18 protein-coding genes are annotated in these 20844 nt (G+C 72.3%); 11 read left to right on the top strand and 7 right to left on the bottom strand.

Annotated features, from left to right (window positions below; all coding sequences use genetic code 11):
- Positions 1–25 precede the first annotated feature (25 nt).
- Both ACZ573_RS05805 and ACZ573_RS05810 read left to right on the top strand, forming a co-directional pair.
- The gene (locus ACZ573_RS05805; protein ID WP_471299530.1) at positions 26–1624 is read left to right on the top strand and encodes a phospholipase D family protein; all 1599 of its coding nucleotides are present in this window, start codon (positions 26–28) and stop codon (positions 1622–1624) included.
- A 131-nt stretch (positions 1625–1755) separates the two neighbouring features.
- The gene (locus tag ACZ573_RS05810; protein WP_471299532.1) at positions 1756–3201 is read left to right on the top strand and encodes a glyceraldehyde-3-phosphate dehydrogenase; all 1446 of its coding nucleotides are present in this window, start codon (positions 1756–1758) and stop codon (positions 3199–3201) included.
- A gap of 15 nt (positions 3202–3216) precedes the next feature.
- Here the strand turns inward: ACZ573_RS05810 and ACZ573_RS05815 are convergent, their stop codons facing one another.
- Complete coding sequence (locus tag ACZ573_RS05815; protein ID WP_471299535.1) at positions 3217–4485, bottom strand: MFS transporter; 1269 nt, start codon at positions 4483–4485, stop codon at positions 3217–3219.
- A 100-nt stretch (positions 4486–4585) separates the two neighbouring features.
- Here ACZ573_RS05815 and ACZ573_RS05820 point away from each other — a divergent pair, with 100 nt between their 5' ends.
- Positions 4586–5584, top strand: coding sequence for an ArsR/SmtB family transcription factor (locus tag ACZ573_RS05820; protein WP_471299538.1), 999 nt, complete (start codon positions 4586–4588; stop codon positions 5582–5584).
- Positions 5585–5629: 45 nt separating this feature from the next.
- Here ACZ573_RS05820 and ACZ573_RS05825 read toward each other — a convergent pair whose 3' ends face one another.
- The 3 genes from ACZ573_RS05825 to ACZ573_RS05835 form a co-directional block, all read right to left on the bottom strand.
- On the bottom strand, positions 5630–6820 hold the full coding sequence (locus tag ACZ573_RS05825) for an MFS transporter (protein ID WP_471299541.1): 1191 nt from the start codon (positions 6818–6820) through the stop codon (positions 5630–5632).
- Between the two features lie 57 nt (positions 6821–6877).
- Positions 6878–7891: an NUDIX hydrolase gene (locus tag ACZ573_RS05830; protein ID WP_471299543.1), complete on the bottom strand. Its 1014-nt coding sequence runs from the start codon at positions 7889–7891 to the stop codon at positions 6878–6880.
- A gap of 245 nt (positions 7892–8136) precedes the next feature.
- Positions 8137–8760: a LysE/ArgO family amino acid transporter gene (locus tag ACZ573_RS05835; RefSeq protein WP_471299546.1), complete on the bottom strand. Its 624-nt coding sequence runs from the start codon at positions 8758–8760 to the stop codon at positions 8137–8139.
- Between the two features lie 69 nt (positions 8761–8829).
- On the opposite strand from ACZ573_RS05835, the gene ACZ573_RS05840 reads away from it, so the two are divergent.
- The 7 genes from ACZ573_RS05840 to ACZ573_RS05870 all read left to right on the top strand — a co-directional run bounded on the left by ACZ573_RS05840 (position 8830) and on the right by ACZ573_RS05870 (position 16445).
- Positions 8830–9738: a LysR family transcriptional regulator ArgP gene (locus tag ACZ573_RS05840; protein WP_471299549.1), complete on the top strand. Its 909-nt coding sequence runs from the start codon at positions 8830–8832 to the stop codon at positions 9736–9738.
- Between the two features lie 75 nt (positions 9739–9813).
- Complete coding sequence (locus ACZ573_RS05845; protein ID WP_301364775.1) at positions 9814–10206, top strand: TOBE domain-containing protein; 393 nt, start codon at positions 9814–9816, stop codon at positions 10204–10206.
- Between the two features lie 124 nt (positions 10207–10330).
- Positions 10331–11413 carry a magnesium/cobalt transporter CorA gene (corA, locus tag ACZ573_RS05850; protein WP_471299552.1) on the top strand — a complete coding sequence of 361 codons (1083 nt, stop codon included), beginning with the start codon at positions 10331–10333 and terminating at the stop codon, positions 11411–11413.
- A 130-nt stretch (positions 11414–11543) separates the two neighbouring features.
- Positions 11544–12359, top strand: coding sequence for a chitosanase (locus tag ACZ573_RS05855; RefSeq protein WP_471300606.1), 816 nt, complete (start codon positions 11544–11546; stop codon positions 12357–12359).
- 314 nt (positions 12360–12673) lie between these two features.
- Positions 12674–13027 (top strand): DUF805 domain-containing protein, encoded by a 354-nt coding sequence (locus ACZ573_RS05860; RefSeq protein ID WP_471299554.1) that lies wholly within the window; start codon positions 12674–12676, stop codon positions 13025–13027.
- A 223-nt stretch (positions 13028–13250) separates the two neighbouring features.
- Positions 13251–15470, top strand: coding sequence for an NADP-dependent isocitrate dehydrogenase (locus tag ACZ573_RS05865; protein ID WP_471299557.1), 2220 nt, complete (start codon positions 13251–13253; stop codon positions 15468–15470).
- 198 nt (positions 15471–15668) lie between these two features.
- A complete protein-coding gene (locus tag ACZ573_RS05870; protein ID WP_471299560.1) occupies positions 15669–16445 on the top strand; it encodes a hypothetical protein in 777 nt (258 codons plus the stop codon).
- Here ACZ573_RS05870 and ACZ573_RS05875 read toward each other — a convergent pair.
- Together ACZ573_RS05875 and ACZ573_RS05880 are read right to left on the bottom strand one after the other, a co-directional pair.
- Positions 16426–17418, bottom strand: coding sequence for a formylglycine-generating enzyme family protein (locus tag ACZ573_RS05875; protein WP_471299564.1), 993 nt, complete (start codon positions 17416–17418; stop codon positions 16426–16428). The genes ACZ573_RS05870 and ACZ573_RS05875 overlap by 20 nt on opposite strands.
- A gap of 399 nt (positions 17419–17817) precedes the next feature.
- Complete coding sequence (locus tag ACZ573_RS05880; protein WP_189741309.1) at positions 17818–18231, bottom strand: hypothetical protein; 414 nt, start codon at positions 18229–18231, stop codon at positions 17818–17820.
- A 468-nt stretch (positions 18232–18699) separates the two neighbouring features.
- On the opposite strand from ACZ573_RS05880, the gene ACZ573_RS05885 reads away from it, so the two are divergent.
- Positions 18700–20367 (top strand): glycoside hydrolase family 71 protein, encoded by a 1668-nt coding sequence (locus ACZ573_RS05885; protein WP_471299567.1) that lies wholly within the window; start codon positions 18700–18702, stop codon positions 20365–20367.
- A 22-nt stretch (positions 20368–20389) separates the two neighbouring features.
- On the opposite strand, the gene ACZ573_RS05890 is transcribed toward ACZ573_RS05885, so the two are convergent.
- Positions 20390–20731 (bottom strand): YybH family protein, encoded by a 342-nt coding sequence (locus ACZ573_RS05890; RefSeq protein WP_471300609.1) that lies wholly within the window; start codon positions 20729–20731, stop codon positions 20390–20392.
- Positions 20732–20844 lie beyond the last annotated feature (113 nt).

Consider the following 20844-nt stretch of genomic DNA (forward strand, 5'->3'; position numbering starts at 1 on the left):
AGCGCGCGGGCGGGGAGCCGGTGCCGTGACACACGCCGACTGGCTCCTGCTTCCCGCTGAACGCGGCAACCCCGCGACACGCCTGGACCGGCGCCGGCCCGACGGCACAGCCTGGTCCACGGGAAACGACGTACGGCCCCTGGTCCACGGAGCCGTCTACTTCGCGGAGCTCCTGGCGGCCGTCCGCGCGATGGGTCCGGGCGATCTGTTCCTGTTCACCGACTGGCGCGGCGACCCCGACGAGCGGCTCGCCGGACCCGGCACCGAGATCGGCTCCGTCCTGTGCCGGGCGGCCGAGCGCGGCGTCATCGTCAAGGGCCTGCTGTGGCGTTCCCACCTGGACGGTCTTCACTTCAGCCAAGAGGAGAACCTCCACCTCGGCAAGGAACTCGCGCGGGCCGGCGGTGAGTGCCTGCTCGACATGCGCGTGCGGCCCGGCGGCTCCCACCACCAGAAACTGGTCGTGCTGCGCCACCCCGGCCGCCCGGAGCTCGACGTGGCCTACGTCGGCGGGACCGACCTCTGTCACAACCGCAACGACGACGCTTCGCACCGCGGCGACCGTCAGTCGCTGCCCCTCGCCGCAGCCTACGGTCCGCACCCGCCGTGGCACGACGTCCAGCTCGCCCTGCGCGGGCCGGTCGTGGGCGACGTCGAGGCCGTCTTCCGCGAGCGCTGGGAGGATCCGGCTCCGCTCAGCCGGAGCCCGCTCACCCGCCTGCGGGAGCTGATGCACCGCGAGGACGTCAGCGCGGACCCGCTGCCACCGCAGGCACCCGATCCGGAGCCCTGTGGCACGCACAACGTCCAACTGCTGCGGACCTATCCGAACCGGCTGCTGTCCGGTTACCCCTTCGCCCCGGACGGCGAGCGCAGCATCGCCCGCGGGTACGCCAAGGCCCTGCGGCGGGCCCGGGTGCTGATCTACCTGGAGGACCAGTACCTGTGGTCGCCCCGGGTGGTGGACCGCTTCGCCCGGGCGCTGCGCGATCACCCACGGCTGCGGGTGATCGCGGTCGTCCCCAGCATCCCGGAGGAGGACGGTCCGCTCACCCTGCCGATGAACCTGATCGGGCGGATCACGGCCCTGGACGAGCTGCGCCGGGCCGGCGGCGACCGGGTCGCGGTGTACGGCCTGGAGAACCGGGCGGGAACACCGGTCTATGTCCACGCCAAGGTCTGCGTGATCGACGACGTCTGGGCCTCGGTCGGCTCCGACAACATCAACCTCCGTTCGTGGACGCACGATTCCGAGCTCGGCTGCGCCGTGTACGACGAGCACCCCGACCCGCGGCGGCCGGCCGACCCGGGAGGACTGGGGGACGGAGCGCGGGCCTTCGCCCGGAAGCTGCGGCTGGAGCTCATGTGCGAGCACGCCGAGGCCGGGGAGGCGGACGGGCTGTGCGACCCGGAGGCCGCCTTCGACGCCTTCGCCGCGAGCGCGGCAGCCCTGGACGCCTGGCACTCGGGCGGCCGCCCCGGTCCGCGGCCGCCGGGCCGGCTGCGCCGGTACGAGCCCCCGGAGCTGTCCGTGACCCGGCGGGTGCTCGCGACCCCCCTGCACCACCTGCTGGTCGACCCGGACGGCCGTCCGCTCGGCATGAGGATCCGGGGCACGTTCTGACGGCGAACCATTGAAAATCCGTACAAATTCATGTCACATAGTGCCCGTTCCCGACACGGTGGGTACCGCTTAAGTGACCAAAATGGCGGCGGGTTAGCATATGAGCACCGCCTAGCTCGAAAGATAATCCTGTGACTGTCAATGAGGACTCGTTCACCAGCTGGAAGAACCGCGAGGAGATCGCGGAGTCGATGATCCCGATCATCGGGAAGCTGCACCGGGAGCGGGACGTCACGATCCTGCTCCACAGCCGTTCCCTGGTGAACAAGTCGGTGGTCAGCATCCTCAAGACCCACCGATTCGCCCGGCAGATCGACGGTGAGGAGCTCTCGGTCACCGAGACGCTGCCGTTCCTGCAGGTGCTCACCACCCTCGATCTCGGCCCGTCCCAGATCGACATCGGCATGCTCGCCGCGGAGTACAAGAGCGACGACCGCGGCCTCTCGGTGGCGGAGTTCACCGCCGAGGCCGTCGCCGGCGCCACCGGCGCGAACAAGATCGAGCGTGGCGACGGCCGCGACGTCGTCCTGTACGGCTTCGGCCGCATCGGCCGCCTCGTCGCCCGCCTGCTGATCGAGAAGGCCGGCTCCGGCAACGGCCTGCGCCTGCGCGCCGTCGTCGTCCGCGGGGGCGGCGAGGCCGACCTGGTCAAGCGCGCCTCGCTGCTGCGCCGCGACTCGATCCACGGCCAGTTCCAGGGCACGATCACCGTCGACGAGGCGAACAGCACGATCATCGCCAACGGCAACGCCATCAAGGTGATCTACGCGAACGACCCGTCCGAGGTGGACTACACCGAGTACGGCATCAAGGACGCCATCCTCATCGACAACACGGGCAAGTGGCGCGACCGCGAGGGTCTGTCCAAGCACCTGCGCCCCGGCATCGACAAGGTCGTGCTGACCGCCCCGGGCAAGGGCGACGTCCCCAACATCGTCCACGGCGTCAACCACGACACCATCAAGCCGGACGAGCAGATCCTGTCCTGCGCCTCCTGCACCACCAACGCGATCGTCCCGCCGCTCAAGGCCATGGACGACGAGTACGGTGTCCTGCGCGGTCACGTGGAGACCGTCCACTCGTTCACGAACGACCAGAACCTGCTGGACAACTACCACAAGGCCGACCGTCGTGGCCGCTCCGCGCCGCTGAACATGGTCATCACCGAGACTGGTGCCGCCTCCGCCGTCGCCAAGGCGCTGCCGGACCTGAAGGCGCCGATCACCGGCAGCTCGATCCGCGTCCCCGTCCCGGACGTCTCGATCGCCATCCTGAGCCTGCGCCTGGGCCGTGAGACCACCCGCGAAGAGGTCCTCGACTACCTCCGCGACGTCTCGCTGCACTCGCCGCTCAAGCGCCAGATCGACTTCACCACGGCTCCCGACGCGGTCTCCATGGACTTCGTCGGTTCGCGCCACTCCTCGATCGTCGACGCGGGCGCCACCAAGGTGGACGGCGACAACGCCATCCTCTACCTCTGGTACGACAACGAGTTCGGCTACTCCTGCCAGGTCATCCGTGTGGTCCAGCACGTGTCCGGCGTCGAGTACCCGACCTACCCGGTTCCGGCGGTCTGATCCGTCGCACCACCGTCACACCGTTCGACCGGCTGAACCGACAGGCGGGGCGGCGGTGGGCGGGCCCCCGATGCCGACCGGCACCGGGACGCCCCGCCCATCGCCCCCCGCCTCTCGTGTGCCGCGCCCCTGCGGCGCCGCGAGGTGCCGGGCCAGGGCGATCACGCAGAGCAGGGCCACGAGCGCACACACGCCCTGCCAGCCGGCCCGGCCGTAGATCCGTACGCCCAGCCAGGACCCGCCGCTGCCGCCCAGGTACGCGCAGGTCATGTACGCGGTGTTGAGCCGGCTGCGGGCATCGGGACGCACGGCGTACACCCGGGCCAGGTTCGCGACCGTGCCGGACTGCATCGAGACGTCGAGCAGCAGCGTGCCGCCCGCCAGCGCGGCCAGTCCCGCCGCCCCGCCGCCGGCGCCCGCCGCGAGGACCGCGGCCGAGAGCAGGACCCCGAGCAGGCAGGCGAGGTTCACCCGGTCCGCTCCCGTGCGGTCCACCAGGCGCCCGGCGTACGGGGTGCACAGCATGGTCACCGCGCCCACCAGGGCGAGCACCCCCACCGCGTCGGCGCCCAGGCCGTACGCCGGGCCGGTGAGCAGCAGCGCCAGGCACGTCCAGACCGCCGAGAAGGCACCGAAGACCGCCGCCTGGTAGAGGCAGGAGCGGCGCAGTTCCGGCTCGGTGCGCAGCAGGCGCAGCGGCTCGGCCAGCAGCGCCGGGTACGGCCGGCGCGAGGTCGGGGTGGTGACCGGCAGGGCGCGGCCCAGGACAGCGGCCAGCAGCAGGGCCACGGCACCGGCCGCCAGGTAGGGGGCCCGCCACCCCAGCCGTTCACCGAGCGTCCCGCCGAAGGTGCGGGCCAGCAGCATGCCGCCGGTCGAACCGCTCAGCAAGGTGCCCAGTACGGCTCCCCGGCGGTCGGCGGCCACCAGACCGGCCGCCAGCGGACCGATGACCTGCGCGGCCACGGTCGTCACACCGACGACGGCCGAGGCGGCCAGGAGCGGCGCCAGCCCCGGCGCGCAGCCGGCGGCCAGCAGCCCGGCGCCGGTCAGGGCGAGCAGGGTGACGAGGAACGGGCGGTGCGGGAGCCGGTCGCCGAGCGGCACCAGCAGGAAGATCCCGGCCGTGTAGCCGATCTGGACCGAGGTCACCACGAGGCCGGCGGAGCCGGGCGATACGTGCAGGGCCGTGACGACCAGCGGGCTGACCGCCTGCGGAAAGTAGACGGTGCCCACGCCGACGGCGCAGGTCAGGGTGAGGAGCAGGAGCAGCCGGCGGCTCATCCCGGACCCCCGGTGAACGGCGTTCGACGTGCCAGGAGTTGTCATGAAGGGAGTTCACGGCACGTCACCGCACGCGACAAACGATGTAGCGTATGCCTTGATGATCAGCTTCGAGCTCGGCGTCGAGGACCTCGCCGACACCCGGTTCGCACTCTCCCCCCTGTACGAGACCGTGCTCAGCCTGCGCGTACTGCGCGAGCCGGGGCTCTCCGCCCTGCACCTCCCGTGGCGCAGGTCCGCCCTCGGCACACTGGACGCACTCGACGGGCTCGACACCGAGCTGCTGATGTCCGTGGTCGCGGTGCGGCGCACCCTGCCCGACTTCCTCACCCCGCGGCCCGCGAGCTTCGCCCCCTCCTTCGAGGAGGAACTGGCCACCGTCGGCCGGACGCCCCCCGGCCTGGTCCGCCGCGACCTGCTGGCCGCGCACGCCCCGGACCCGCTCCCCGCCCCGCTGCTCGCCGCCCTCGCCCCCGACGACGGGCCCGTCGTCGGGCTCCGCGACGCCCTCTGCGCGCTGCTGCGCCGGTACTGGGAGGCCGCCGTCCGGCCGATGTGGCCGCAGATGCGCCTCCTGCTGGAGGCCGACATGACCTACCGCGCGCGGCAGCTGGCCATGGGCGGGGCCCGCCTCCTCTTCGCCGACATCCACCCGAACCTGCGCTGGCACGACGGCGTGCTGCACATCGGACAGATGGTCAGCCGGCACCACGTCGTCGCGTCCGGCCGCGGGCTGCTCCTCGTACCGTCGGTGTTCGCGCACAAGCCCGCACCCCCGGTCAGTCCCGAGGAGGCGCCGACGCTGGCGTACCCGAGCCGCGGCGTTGCGACCCTCTGGGTGCGCGAGCCCGTCGCCGGGACGGCCGCCCTGGTGTCTCTGCTGGGCGCCCCCAAGGCGAGACTGCTCGGCCTGCTCGACGAGCCGCTGCCCACCGTCGAGCTGGCCCGCCGCCTCGGGGTCACCGCGAGCGCCGTCTCCCAGCACCTGGGCGTGCTGTACGCCACCGGCCTCGTCTCCCGGGCGCGCGACGGACGGCAGGTCCTCTACCGCCGCAGCCCGCTCGGCGACGAGCTGAGCGGCCGGGGCCGGCCGGGGTGACGCCCGGCGGCCGCCGCACGGGGCCCCGCGTACGCACGTACGCGCTCAGGCGCTCGCCCGCGCGGGCCGCCGCAGCAGATAGCCGGCCGCAGCCGTGACCAGGACGGCCATGCAGGCGATGAACACCAGCCCGGCGCCCTCCAGACCGATCGGGCCCACCAGCAGCCCCACCCCGATCACCGGCAGCGAGATGCCCGCGTACGCCACCACGAACAGCATCGAGATCACGGCCGCGCGCCGGTCCGGCGGCGAGGCCGCGGCCACCGTGGCCAGCGACCCGCGGAACGCCAGCCCCTGCCCGGCCCCGCCGACGACGGCGCTCGCCACCACCAGCGCCAGCAGGTCCCACCACAGCGCGCTCGCGAGCAGCGCCAGCCCGGCGAGCAGCCCCGCGCAGCCCAGCGGCAGCGACCGGCCCACCCCCACCCGGCCGACCGCCAGTTGGCCGGCGGTCGAGGCGAAGAAGGCCAGCGCGACGATCAGCCCGCTCACCGCGCGGTTGTGCACGTCCAGGGACTGCGCGAGGAAGGCCGGGCTGACCGAGGTGAACACCCCGAACAGTGCGAAGCCCACGAAGGAGGCGATCGCCGCGGGCACGAACACCGACCGCACCCGCGCGGGCAGGCCGGGCCGCTGCGGCCGTACGGTACTCAGCGGCTTCCGGTCGCGCACGGTCTCGGGGAGCCGCACCAGGACGACGGCCGAGACCGCCACCAGTGCGAGGTGCACGGCGAACGGCAGGTACAGCGGCCAGGCGGCGTACTGCGCGAGCACCCCGGCGAGCAGCGGGCCGCAGCCCAGCCCGCCCATGTTGGCGGCCGTGGCCACGAACGTGGCCCGGGAGGCACCGCCGCTCGGCGCCAGTTCCATCACGTAGGCCGTGGCGGCCCCGGTGAACAGGCCGGCGGACAGCCCCGACAGCAGCCGGCCCGCGTACAGCCAGCCCATGCCGGTGGCGCACAGGAAGCAGACGGCGCTCGCCGCCGAGAAGGCCAGGCCGGCCAGCAGCACGGGCCGCCGGCCGACGGTGTCCGAGGCGTTGCCCGCCAGCAGCAGTACGCCGATCACCCCGAAGGCGTACACGGCGTACACGACGGTCACCACCAGCTCGGAGAAGCCGAACTTCTCCTGGTAGAGCCCGTACAGGGGGGTGGGCAGCGTGGTGCCCGCCATGCACACGGCGAACACCGCCCCGCCGAGCAAGCACTGGCGCCACTGCCGGCGATCACCGTCCATGCCGCCGACGGTAACCCCGCCGCCGCGGCCCGGCGCGGCGGCGTCCGGGACCGTCGGTCAGGGGCGGCCCGCGTGGAGTTCCAGCGGACCGGTGCCCGCGGCGCGGGCGGCCAGGCAGGCGGTGATCTGGCGCCGCAGGGCGGGTTTGACCAGGCCCGGGAGTTCCGCGGAGGCGACGGTGCGCCACTGGAGCAGCTCGGTCCGGTCCAGCCGGATCCGGGCGAGGGTGGGGGCGTCGAGGACGCCGCCGTCGTAGAGGAACCTGATACGGGCCGGACGGCCGGGCTTGTGGGACCAGTTGACGGCGAGCAGCCGGCCCGGGGCGAGGTCGAGGCCGAGCTCCTCGTGGACCTCCCGCCGGGCGGCGGCGCGCGGGATCTCGCCGAGGTCGCTGTCGATGCCGCCGCCGGGCAGGTTCCAGCGATCGGACCTGCCGTACGCGGGCTGCACCAGCAGGATCCGGCCGTCGGAGCCGGTGAACAGCACGCTCGCCGCGGTCACGGCCTTGGGACGGCTGGCCCGGTGGCTGGCCGGGTCGAGGGTGCCCGAGTGCTCCAGGGCCACCCGCCGGGCCGGGTCCAGCCCGGCCGGGGAGCCCGGCTGGGGCACCCCGTCGACGAGGTGGGCGAAGGAGCCGGTGTGCAGGGCGGCCAGTGCGGCGCGCAGCCGGGGCGCGGTACGGGCGGGCAGCATCGCACAGGCCGCCTCCGGCGGGAGCCAGCGGGCGTCGGTGGTCGCCCCGGCGGGGAAGGAGACCGCCGCGGCCTCGGGCGGTGGCAGCGGGCCGACGAGGTGGACGTGCACGACCAGGGAGCGGCCGGAGGTGCCGGCCGGGCCGGGCTGGCCGGGCGGGCGGGAGTCCACCGCCAGCAGGCGGCCGGCCGGCCGGGCGAGGCCCAGCCCTTCCCGCAGCGCGCGGGCCAGCCCTTCCTCCGGGGTCTCGGAGTCCTGGACCGCGCCGCCCGGAAGCTCCGGGTCCGTCCGGCCGGGGGTGGTCAGTACGAGGACGCGCCCGCGCGTGTCCAGGACGACCCCGGTGGCGGCCACGAGCGGGGAGGGACGGTCGGGCACGGCGGGCTCCAGGGGATCGGGTCGGCGGCACCAGCACTATGCCCCGGCCGCGGCGGGCGCCCGGCGCCGACATGCGGACACTCCCTAGTGCTGTGGCCGGGAAGGTTTGCCGGGTCGCGTCGTCCGGTGCGGTGGATCGCAAGGCGGAGGACCGCGGCTCGTACGGGACGTACTTGCGCGGTCCGACAACGCGGCGAGGCGCCGTGCCGGGCGTCGTGACCCGGTGAACCTTCCCGGCCACAGCACTAGGCGCGGGCCAGCAGCAGGCCGCCCATGGTGACCATGGTCGCGGCGACCAGCCCGTCGAGGACCCGCCAGGCGGCCGGGCGGGCGAGCAGGCCGCTCAGCAGCCGGGCCCCGTAACCCAGACCGGCGAACCAGGTCAGGCTGGCCAGCACGGCCCCGACGGCGAAGGCCCACCGCAGGTCGCCGCGGTCGGCGGCCAGCGAACCGAGGAGCAGCACGGTGTCCAGGTAGACGTGCGGGTTGAGCCAGGTCATGGCCAGAGCGGTCAGCACGGCCCGGCGGGCGGACCCGCTCGTCGCCCCCTCCGTGGTGAGGGCGGCGCCGGGGGCGGGCCGCAGCACCCGGCGGGCCGCCAGGACCCCGTAGCAGATCAGGAACCCGCCTCCGGCGAGCCCGACCACCGTGAGCGCGGCCGGCCAGGCGGTGACGAAGGCGCCGACGCCGGCGACGCCGAGGGAGATGAGGACCGCGTCGGAAACGGCGCAGATGGCGACCACGGCGAGGACCGCGTGGCGGCGCGCGCCCTGTCGGAGGACGAAGGCGTTCTGCGCGCCGATGGCGACGATGAGGGAGAGTCCGCTGCCGAAGCCGGCCAGGGCCGCGGTGACGATGCCGTAGTTCATGACCTCGACGGTAGGCAGCGAGATCGGTTCAGTACAGCTAAAGATTTTTACGTACCATTAGCGCTTGTGATGGACGAGCTTCCGCTGGACCAGGTACGCACGCTGCTCGCCGTGGTGGACGAGGGCACCTTCGACGCGGCGGCGGCCGCCCTGCACGTGACCCCCTCCGCGGTCAGCCAACGGGTCAAGGCGCTGGAGCAGCGGACCGGGCGGGTGCTGCTGATGCGGACGAAGCCGGTGCGGGTGACCGAGTCCGGGGAGGTGGTGATCCGCTTCGCCCGGCAGCTGGCCCGCCTGGAGCGCGACGCGCGCGCCGAGCTGGGGATGGCCGACGGGATGGGCCCGGTGCGGCTGCCGATCGCGGTGAACGCGGACTCCCTCGCCACCTGGTTCCTGCCCGCGCTCGCGCGGGTGCCGCAGGATCCGCCGGTCTGCATCGAGCTCCACCGCGAGGACGAGTCCCACACGACCGCGCTGCTGCGGGAGGGACAGGTGATGGCGGCGGTGACCTCCTCGCCCGACCCGGTGGCCGGGTGCAGCGTACGGATGCTGGGACTGGCCCGGTACCTGCCGACGGCGAGCCCCGCGTTCGCGGCCCGGTACCTGACGGGGGAGCCGGAGCGGGACCTGCGCGAGGCGCCGACGATCGTCTTCGACCGCAAGGACGACCTCCAGGACGCCTTCGTCCGCGCGCTGACGGGGGATCCGCCGGCCGGTGCGGGGCCGGTACGGCACTACATACCGACGTCGGAGGGCTTCCGGGACGCGGTGGTCGCGGGGCTGGGGTGGGGGCTGGTGCCGGAGCAGCAGGCGAGACCGCTGGTGCGGACGGGGCAGCTGGTGCTGCTGGAGCCGCTCCGACCGATGGACGTACCCCTGTACTGGCAGCAGTGGAGGCTCGACTCGCCCGCGCTGTCGACGGTCGCGGAAGTGATCGCGGCGGCGGCCCGGGAGTCGCTCCGCCACCCTGCCGGGTGACCGGGCCCGATCCGGATCGGTCCGGATCGGGCGTGATCGGGCATGATCCACAACGCACCCCCTAAGCTGCGGACCATGGAGTCCTACACGATCGGCCAGGCGGCCCGGCTGCTCGGCGTCAGCGTCGACACGGCCCGGCGCTGGGCGGATGCCGACCGGTTCCCCACCCACCGCGAGGGCACACGCCGGATGGTGGACGGGCCCGACCTGGCCGCCTTCTGCGTCGAGGCCGCACAGGAGGGCGCCGAGGGCGAGGAGGCCCCGTACACCTCGGCCCGCAACGCCTTCCCCGGCATCGTCACCGGGGTGAAGCTCGGCACGGTCGACGCGCAGGTGGAGATCCAGGCCGGACCCCACCGGATCGTGTCGCTGCTGACGCGCGAGGCGGTGGAGGAACTCGGGCTGGAAGTCGGCGCGCGGGCCACGGCGCGGGTGAAGTCGACGAGCGTGTTCATCGACAAGGTCTGACGCGGACGGCGGAGTACCGCCCCGGACGGCGAACTACCGCCCGGGGCGGTGAGCCCGGACGCAGGCGTTCCGGTGGCGATGGCAGACTGGCCGCTGATCCGCCGAAGGGGAGTACGCCTTGTCCATGTTCAGCAACCTGCGCCGGGTCGTGCGGCGCAGCTACCGGCGGGCCGTCGACCTCAGCCACCCGTCCCGCTCCCCGCTCGGCAGTGCGGTGGTCAACTGCGTGATCTACCGGGACGGCGTCCGGCAGGACGACTGCGCGGAGGTCGAGGAGGCGCTGCGCCGGGTCCGCAAGACGGGTGACGGCTTCGTCTGGATCGGCCTGCACGAGCCGGCGAGGTCGGAGCTGGCCGGGCTCGCCGAGCTGTTCGGCCTGCACCCCCTCGCGGTCGAGGACGCCGTGAACGCGCACCAGCGCCCCAAGGTGGAGCGCTACGACGACACGCTGTTCTCCGTCTTCAAGACCGTGCGCTACGTGGAGCACGAGGAGCTGACCGCGACCAGCGAGGTGGTGGAGACCGGCGAACTGATGGCCTTCACCGGCCAGGACTTCATCATCACCATCCGGCACGGCGGCCGCGGCACGCTGGGCCCGGTCCGCGAGGAGCTGGAGGCCGCCCCGGACCAACTGGCCAACGGACCCGCGGCCGTTCTGCACGCGATGGCCGACCACGTGGTCGACGACTACGTGGGCGTGACGGACGCGGTGCAGAACGACATCGACGCCGTCGAGACCGCGGTGTTCAGTGAGGACGGAGGCCGCGGCGACGCGGGCCGGATCTACCAGCTCAAGCGCGAACTCCTGGAGCTGCGACGGGCGGTGGCACCGCTGAGCCGTCCGCTCCAGCAGCTGGCCACGCAGCCGATACCGGTCATCCCGCCGGAGACCCGCGCGTACTTCCGGAACGTGGCGGACCATCTGACCCGGGCCACGGAGCAGATCGGCGCCTACGACAACCTCCTCGACTCCATCCTGCAGGCCCACTTGGCGCAGGTGACCGTCGCCCAGAACGAGGACATGCGCAAGATCACGGCATGGGCGGCGATCGTCGCCGTCCCGACCATGGTCTGCGGCGTGTACGGCATGAACTTCGACCACATGCCCGAACTGCACTGGACCTACGGCTATCCGCTGGTCCTCGGCGTGATGGCGCTCGCCTGCTTCGTCATCCACCGGGGCTTCAGGCGTAACGGCTGGCTCTGACCGGACGGGGTCATTCCTTGGGGTGCGCCCGGGTATTGAGCTGCCGTCAGCTCTGGTAGTAAAGTTTCCTAACGAAGCTGGGACGCCTCAACTACCAGATGGAGGCCTTGTGTTCACCCCCCACCGCAAGATGCTGGCGATCGGCGCACTGCTCGGCAGTGCGCTGATCGCCGTCCCCGTCGCCGCCCACGCCACCACGGCCCCCGCCCCTGCGGCGGAGAGCACGGCGGTGGCAGCCGCAGGACTCGACGATCCGGCGAAGAAGGAGATCGCCATGAAGATCGTCTCCAGCGCGGAGAACTCCTCGCTGGACTGGAAGGCGCAGTACAAGTACATAGAGGACATAGACGACGGCCGCGGTTACACGGCCGGCATCATCGGATTCTGTTCCGGCACCGGAGACATGCTCGACCTCGTCGAGTACTACACCCAGATCAAGCCGGGCAACGTCCTCGCCAAGTACCTCCCCGCCCTGCGCAAGGTCGACGGCAGCGACTCGCACGCCGGCCTCGATCCGAACTTCACCAAGGACTGGGCGAAGGCGGCCCAGGACGCCGACTTCAGGAGGGCCCAGGACCACGAGCGCGACCGGGTCTACTTCAACCCGTCGGTGAACCAGGGCAAGTCCGACGGGATCGGCGTGCTGGGCCAGTTCATGTACTACGACGCCATCGTCATGCACGGCGACGGCGGCGACTCCACCAGCTTCCGCAACATCCGCAAGCGCGCCCTGTCCAAGGCCAAGCCCCCGTCCCAGGGCGGCAACGAGACCGCATACCTGCACGCCTTCCTCGACGCCCGGGTCTGGGCGATGAAGCAGGAGGAGGCGCACAGCGACACCAGCCGGGTCGACACCGCGCAGCGGGTCTTCCTGAAGAAGGGCAATCTGAACCTCGATACGCCGCTCGACTGGAAGGTCTACGGGGACTCCTTCCGCATCGGCTGACGGTGCGCCGCGGACCGGGGCGGAGCCCTCCTCCCCGTCCCGGCCCGCGGTGTCGCGGGGCGATAACGATGTGGGTAACGATCAGAGCAGCTGCGGGGGCGTCAAGTGGGCCTCGTGTGCGGACGTTTCGGACGTTCAGGGACATGGTGTTGCGGCTGTGTCCCGAAGTCGTAACTCCGGTGCCGGAAATCGGGCGGTCCAGCCGATTTGGCCTCCCCGGAAGTGGCTTGACCGCGACGTAAGGGGGGCATAAGTTCTGCCCCGGCTTGCTCCAGCAGGACGGGCCGAACCAACCGTCCTCTGGGGGGACCCTCATGAACCACTACCTTGACGTTCTGAAGAAGTACGCCGTCTTCTCCGGCCGCGCGCGCCGCCAGGAGTACTGGATGTTCTTCCTCTTCAACCTGGCCGCCGCGGTCATCCTGACGATCCTCGACGGCGTGCTGGGCACCTCCCCGGTCCTGTACAGCCTCTACTTCGTCGCCGTCCTCCTGCCGAGCCTGGGTGTCGCCGTCCGCCGCCTGCACGACACCGGCAAGTCCGGCTGGTGGATCCTGATCGGCCTGGTGCCCTTCGTCGGCTTCATCTGGTTCATCGTTCTCCTGGCCACCGCCGGTCAGCCGCAGCCGAACCAGTACGGCCCGGACCCGAAGGCCTACGCCGCCTGATCTGCCGTACGGGCCTGATCAAGGCCTGAATGCCTGAGCGCCACCCCTGGCCGGGACAAGCCGGGGGCGGCGCTTTCGCCTTTTCCGGGGCCCGCCGGGGCCCGCGTGACACGCGTCTCCCGGACTGGCGGCCGGGGGCTGTCCAGAGCGGCCCGATCACGAGATATCTTGATGTCGAGCAATGTTGCAGACGAGAGACGCAGACTGTGGAGCGGAGCATCCGGTGACTGACTCGACCATCATCTACACGCACACTGACGAGGCCCCGGCCCTCGCGACGTATTCCTTCCTGCCTGTGATCCAGGCATACGCGTCGACGGCCGGTGTGAATGTCGAGACCCGTGACATCTCCCTGGCCGGTCGGATCATCGCCGTCTTCCCGGAGTACCTCCAGGAGAGCCAGCGGATCGCCGACGCCCTCGCCGAGCTCGGTGAGCTGGCGAAGACCCCGGAAGCCAACATCATCAAGCTTCCGAACATCTCGGCCTCGATCCCGCAGCTCAAGGCCGCGGTCGCCGAGCTCCAGGGCCAGGGCTACGCCCTCCCGGACTACCCGGACGACCCGAAGACCGACGAGGAGCGCGACATCCGCGCCCGCTACGACAAGGTCAAGGGCAGCGCCGTCAACCCGGTCCTGCGCGAGGGCAACTCCGACCGCCGCGCCCCCGCCTCGGTCAAGAACTACGCCAAGACGCACCCGCACCGCATGGGCGCCTGGACCACCGAGTCGAAGACGAACGTCGCCACCATGGGCGCGAACGACTTCCGCTCCACCGAGAAGTCCACCGTCATCTCCGAGGCCGGCACGCTGCGCATCGAGCACGTCGCCGCCGACGGCGCCACCACGGTGCTGCGCGAGTCCGTACCGGTCCTCGCCGGTGAGGTCGTGGACGCGTCCGTCCTGCACGTGGATGCGCTGCGCACCTTCCTGAACGACCAGATCGAGCGTGCCAAGGCCGAGGGCGTGCTGTTCTCCGTGCACCTCAAGGCCACGATGATGAAGGTCTCCGACCCGATCATCTTCGGCCACGTGGTCCGCGCCTTCCTCCCGAAGACCTTCGCCCGCTACGGCGAGACCCTGGCCGCCGCCGGCCTGTCGCCCAACGACGGTCTGGGCGCCATCCTGAACGGCCTGGGCGCGCTGCCCGACGGCGACGCCGTCAAGGCTTCGATCGACGCCGAGATCGCCGAGGGCCCGGCCCTCGCGATGGTCGACTCCGACAAGGGCATCACCAACCTGCACGTGCCGTCCGACGTCATCGTCGACGCCTCGATGCCGGCCATGATCCGCACCTCCGGCCACATGTGGGGCCCGGACGGCGCCGAGGCCGACACCCTCGCCGTCCTCCCGGACAGCAGCTACGCCGGTGTCTACCAGGTCGTCGTCGACGACTGCCGCACCCACGGCGCCTTCGACCCGTCCACCATGGGCTCGGTCCCGAACGTCGGCCTCATGGCGCAGAAGGCCGAGGAGTACGGCAGCCACGACAAGACCTTCGAGATCGCCACCGCCGGCACCGTCCGCCTGGTCGACGCCGCGGGCAACACGGTCCTGGAGCAGGAGGTCGCCGCCGGTGACATCTTCCGCGCCTGCCAGACCAAGGACCTGCCGATCCAGGACTGGGTCAAGCTCGCCGTCACCCGCGCCCGCGCCACCGGCGTCCCGGCCGTCTTCTGGCTGGACGAGACCCGCGCCCACGACGCGCAGCTGATCGCCAAGGTCAAGACGTACCTCGCCGAGCACGACACCGAGGGCCTGACCATCAAGATCCTCTCCCCGGTCGAGGCCACCGCCTTCTCCCTGGAGCGCATCCGCCGCGGCGAGGACACCATCTCGGTGACCGGCAACGTGCTGCGTGACTACCTGACCGACCTCTTCCCCATCCTGGAGCTGGGCACCAGCGCCAAGATGCTGTCGGTCGTCCCGCTGATGAACGGCGGCGGCCTCTTCGAGACGGGCGCCGGCGGCTCCGCCCCGAAGCACGTCCAGCAGCTGGTCAAGGAGAACTACCTGCGCTGGGACAGCCTGGGCGAGTTCTTCGCGCTGGCCGCCAGCTTCGAGCACCTCGCGACCACCACCGGCAACGCCCGCGCCCAGGTGCTGGCCGACACCCTGGACCGCGCGACCGGCACCTTCCTCAACGAGGACAAGTCGCCGAGCCGCAAGCTGGGCGGCATCGACAACCGCGGCAGCCACTTCTACCTCGCCCTGTACTGGGCGCAGGAGCTGGCGCGCCAGACCGACGACCCGAAGCTGGCGGCGGCCTTCGACCCGCTGGCCAAGACGCTGGCCGAGTCCGAGGAGAAGATCGTCGGCGAGCTGATCGCGGTGCAGGGCTCCCCGGCCGACATCGGCGGGTACTACCGGCCCGACGCCACGAAGGCCGAGGCGATCATGCGCCCGTCCACGACCCTCAACCAGGCGCTCGCCCTCCTGGGCTGATGCCGGCAGCCGTACCCGCGCGTCCCTGACGACGTGACCCGCTCCGCCCCGGCCGGCCCCGTGCCCGCCGGGGCGGAGCCGTGTCCGGCGCCTTCGGGGACCGGGCCGTCATGGGGCTCCTGGCCGCGGAGTGGGCCCTGCGCTAGCGTTCGGGTTCGGTGCCCCCGGGGGCTGCACCGAAAACGCTCTGGGGGTTCTGTGGCACGTCGTTCCGACACGTCCTGCGGTGGTATCGGCTGCCTGGCACTCCTGCTCGTGCTGTTCGTCCTGCCCACCGTCGGCTATCTGCTGGCGGTGCCGGTGGCGCTGCCCGATCTGCTCGCCGAGCAGTCACCGCCGCAGCGGCTGCACGGCTTCGGCCAGTACCTCCTCGTCCACGCCGTCCCGGCCGTCGTGGCCCTGCTGCTGGCCCTGTTCGCGTCGCGGCGGCGGACCGGCGGCTGGTGGCTGGTCCCGGTCCGGGCGGCGGCGCTGCTCGCGCTCGTCGCCGGCGCGCTGTGGTGGACGGAGAGCAGGGTCGGGCAGTACCCGGTGTGGAACGTCCGGGCCACGGCCGAGAGCATGGCCGCCGGACTGGTGGCGCTCGCCTTCGTCGTGGCGGTCCGCCGGTGGGACGCCTCGCGCGGCGGCCCGCGCGTCGCCGTCGGCACCCGCCGGCCGGCGCCGGGGGAGATCTGGCTGGCCATGGTGCCGCTGCGCGAGGATCCGGCGCGGCAGCTGCGGCACTACTGTGTGGTGCTGGCCGTCCATCCCGGCCACGCGGAGGTCGCCCAGATCACCACCAAGGACAAGGACGGCCGCGCCGACCACATCCGGATGCCCAACGACGGCTGGGACAAGGCCTCCGGCCGCGACCACTGGGTGGAGTTCGGCCGTCCGCCGCGCCGGGTCGACTACGGGATGTTCCTCAAGTCCCGGCCGCAGGGGCGCTGCCCGGCCCCGGTGTGGCGCCGGCTCAGCCGACAGCTCGGCTGAGCCCGGCGGCCCCGTCCGCGTCCCCGTCCACGGCCCTGTCCGAGGCCACGTCCGCGGCCACCCGGAAGCCGATGTTGCCGGCGGAGCTGTCAGGGGTGTTGCGGGTGCGCGCCGCGACCCGGTACCGGTTGCAGTACGAGTCGTGGCACATGTGGGAGCCGCCGCGCATGGTCCGTTCCGGGCCGGCGGGGGAGAAGCGGTCGGCGGACCACTCCCACACGTTGCCGACCGTCTGGTAGAGCCCGTACCCGTTGGGCCGGAAGGCCTTGGCCGGGGCCGTGCCCGCGTAGCCGTCGGCCCGGGTGTTGTGCACCGGGAAGTCACCGTTCCAGATGTTGCACATGTAGCGGCCGCCGGGGAGCAGCTCGTCGCCCCACGGGTAGCGCTTCTGCTCCAGCCCGCCGCGCGCGGCGAACTCCCATTCCGGCTCCGTGGGCAGCCGGGTCCCGGACCAGGCGCAGTACGCCTGGGCGTCGTGCCAGGAGACGTGGACCACGGGGTGGTTCTGGCGGGCGGCGAAGGAGGAACCGGGCCCTTCCGGACGGCGCCAGTCGGCCCCGGAGACGGCCCGCCACCACGGGGTCCCGGCCACCGCGGGCGAGGCGGCCGCGAGTTCGCCGGTCAGGAAACCCGCGAAGACGAAGCTGAAGCCGAAGGACTCCGCCTCCGTGACGTGGCCGGTGGCCTTCACGAAGGACGCGAACTGCGCGTTGGTGACGGTGGTCGGGGCGATGCGGAACGCCCCGACCACCTCCGGACGTACCGGCCCCTCGCCGTCCGCCGGGAACCCGTCCGGGTCCTCCGTCCCCATCAGGAACCGGCCCCCCGCGAGGGCGACGAGGTCGCGTACGGCCCGGGCCGCCGAGGGGTCCGCAGCCGGAGCCCCCACGGGCGCGGGTTCCGGCCGCCGGGCCAGGGTCAGGACCTCGGCGGCGGGCTCGCGTCCGGGGGTGCAGCAGGGCTCGGGCGGCATGGATCTCTCCTGGGGGACGTATATGGACGTACGGGGACGTACGGGGGTGGCCGGAGCGGTGCGGATCCGCTCCCGGGTCAGCCGGCGCGGTCGGCGGCCGGCCGCGCGGCCACCGCCGCGGCGCCCGCGAGGAAGCCGCGTCTGCCGACCGGGGCGGTGCGGGGCGCGTTCCGGGGCGTGCCGGTGTGCTCGCTCACGAAGGGTCACCTGTACGTGCGGGGGCGGGAACGTACGCACGGAGGTTCGCGGCGCTGCTCGCGCACCGTCGAACCCGCCGGTCAGACCCTAGGACCGGGGTGTGGCAGCACCGTGGCGGGGCTGTGGCGGCTCCATGGCGGCGCTGTGCCGCGCACGTAACGGGCTCGGTGGTACGGGATCCGGGTGGCCCGGACCGGCGGATCAGAGCCGGTGGATCCGCTCCTGCTCGAAGGCCAGCGGGGACCGCCCGGCCGCCAGGATCCGCAGCCCCGGCGCCACGGCCAGCAGGTTCCGCAGCCAGGCCAGGGCGTCCGGGCCGAGCTGCTCCGCGCCGTCCAGGACGAGCAGCATGTCCCGTTCGGCCAGCCACGAGGCGGTGTTCGCCGTCCCGCAGGCCGGGGCGGGCATGCCCGGTACGGAGCCCAGTTCGGCCGTCAGCTCGCGGACTCCGTAGCCGCCGTGCTGCGGGTTCATGGCGACGACGGCCACCCCGTCGTAGAAGTTGGACGCGATCCGCCGCGCGATCTCCCGTACCAGCAGGCTCCGCGGCTCGCGGAAGGCTCCCGCCACGGTCAGCACGCGCCCCCGCCGGACGGCGGTGAGCAGCCGGGACATTTCGGCGGACGTCGCCGGCAGCGTTCCCGATAAGCCGTTTTCCCTCATCGACCCGGCTTCCCCCATGCCCCGGATTCCCTCATCGGCACGATGCCCCCACTGCATGCGTGACCAAGTGCGGCAAGAGGGTTTTTTCGAGCCGCGTGACGACGATTATGCGCCACTTGTGCCGTAAGGCTAGGGGAATGTCGCATTCCGGCGAAGGCGTTCGCTGCGGCCCAGGTGGGGACATCGTCCGGACTGCCGGACGGGCGGCGTAGTTCCCGTGGTCCGCGTGACGTACGTACTCGAACTCCTGCTCCTGGGAACGGTTGTCCGGAAGCCGGGATTGGGCTCTACTGCTGTGCAGCCCCTACGAGGGGCGTATTCGCGGAAGGGACCAGAATGACAGCGGACCGGCGAACGGACCGGCGAGCACAGCATCGTGCGGCCCGGCGGGCCCGGCGCGCGGGGCGGGCGGCCGGACCCGTGTCGCACCGGCGCCGGCCGGCCTTCCGGGGCCGCAGGCCGCTGCTCGCCACGCTGCTCTCCGCCTTCTTCCTGTTCGGTGTCTGCGCGGCCACCGGAATCGCCTGGGACCCCCGCGACGCGGCTTCCGTACAGGAGGCCGCCGCCCGTGGCGGCGGACTGCCGGCTCCCACCGGGACCGGCGGCGCGTCCGGCACTCCCGGCTCGGCCACCCCGTCCCCCGCCGAGCCCCCGGAGCCCACCAAGGGCGCGGCCGCCAAGGGCACCCCCAAGGGCGCGGTGGACTCCGGAGCCGAACGCCCCACCGGAGCCCTGCCCTTCGACATGCCCTCGCCGCCCGCCCTGCGTTCCGGCGGCGCGGGCAAGAAGCTGGTGTTCGCCCACTACTTCACCCCCTACCCGCTCTCCCTCGACAACGCGGCCGCGGACCGGGACTACTACACCCGCAACTACCTCGACCCCGACGGCGAGAGCGGGAAGCACGGCCGGTACGGCGGTCTGCTGCGCGACCGGCCGCTGCCCGTGGCCCCGAAGAGCGGTGACTGGGAGTACGCCAACCTCCAGCAGGAGGTGCGCACGGCCCGTGCGGCGGGCATCGACGGCTTCACCCTCGACCTGCTCTCCCTCTCCGGCAAGAACTGGGACCGCTGCAACCTGCTGATGGCGGCCGCCCGTTCGGTGGATCCCGCCTTCAAGATCATGCTGATGCCGGACATGACCTCGCTGAAGACCGACGACCCCGCCGTACTCGCCGGCGCGATCGCCACGCTCGCCGACGCCTCCGCCGCGCACCGGCTCCCCGACGGCCGCCTCGTGGTCTCCCCGTTCAAGGCGGAGGAGAAGAGCGTCGGCTGGTGGACCGAGGTCATCGGCCGCCTGAAGTCCGACCACGGCATCCATACCGCCTTCGTCCCGCTCTTCCTCGACTTCGGTGCCCACAGCGGCGAGTTCGCCCCGATCAGCCACGGCTTCTCCGAGTGGGGCAGCCGCAGCTACGTCGGCCAGGAGAGCTCCACGCGCGACGTCCAGCGGGCCCACGACATGGGCAAGATCTGGATGCAGCCGGTGTCGGTCCAGGACGCCCGCCCCAACCAGGGCATCTACGACGAGGCGGGCAACACCGCGACCCTGCGCTCGACCTGGACGCACGCCATCGAGGACGGCGCCGACTGGGTGCAGCTCACCACCTGGAACGACTATTCGGAGGGCAGCCAGTTCGCCCCCTCCCTGCACAACGGCCACGCGTACCTGGACCTGAGCTCGTACTACCTGACCAAGTTCAAGACGGGCAGCTGGCCGAAGATCGTCCGGGACACCCTCTACCTCTGCGCGCGCACCCAGTTCGCGGACGCCGACCCGACCGGCGACCAGTCGCTGGTGATGTCGCTCCGCAAGGGGAGCGCCCCGGCCCGGGACAAGGTGGAGGTGCTCAGCTTCCTCACCGGGGCCGGAGCCGTCCGGACGGCCGTCGGCACCACGGACGGCAGTTACGAGGCCCCCGCCGGGATCCACTCGCAGCTGCTCCCGCTGACGGCGGGCACCAGCTCGGCGCAGGTCGTCCGGGACGGCAAGGCCGGAGTGAAGGTCGACCTGCCGTACCGGGTGGACCACACGGTGGAGGTGCAGGACCTCCAGTACTACGCGGCGACCAGCGGCCGCGAATCGTAGGGGCCAAGGAGCCTCTTGCCGATCAGGCCGGAGGGGTGAATTCCGGCTGGTCGAGCAGGCGCAGCCAGCTGCCGTCGCTCTGGCGCCGCACGACCTGCGCGCGAGCCCCGGAGCCGTCCTTCGGCGGGGTCGAGGTGAGCGCGATGCCGCCGCTGACCAGCGTCGGCAGCGGGGCCTCCGGTTCGAAGACCGGGCGGTGGGCCAGCACCTTCTCCCACAGCGCCCGGATCGCCTCGCGGCCCACCGTACGCTCTCCGGGCGGGTACGCCATCACCGCGTCCTCCTCGTAGAGCGCGGCGACCCCCGCCGCGTCCCCGGCGTTGGAACGCTCGACGAACAGGCGGGTGATGTCCTCGGGCCGCATCGCCTTCTCGTACACGACTTCCTCCCTGGGGTGTGCGCGTCCGCCGCGCTTCGTACCTCCAGCCTGATCTCCCCACGACCAGAAGTCCAACAGATGGATCTTCTGGTAACTAG

The organism is Streptomyces sp. NPDC040545, from assembly GCF_055595065.1.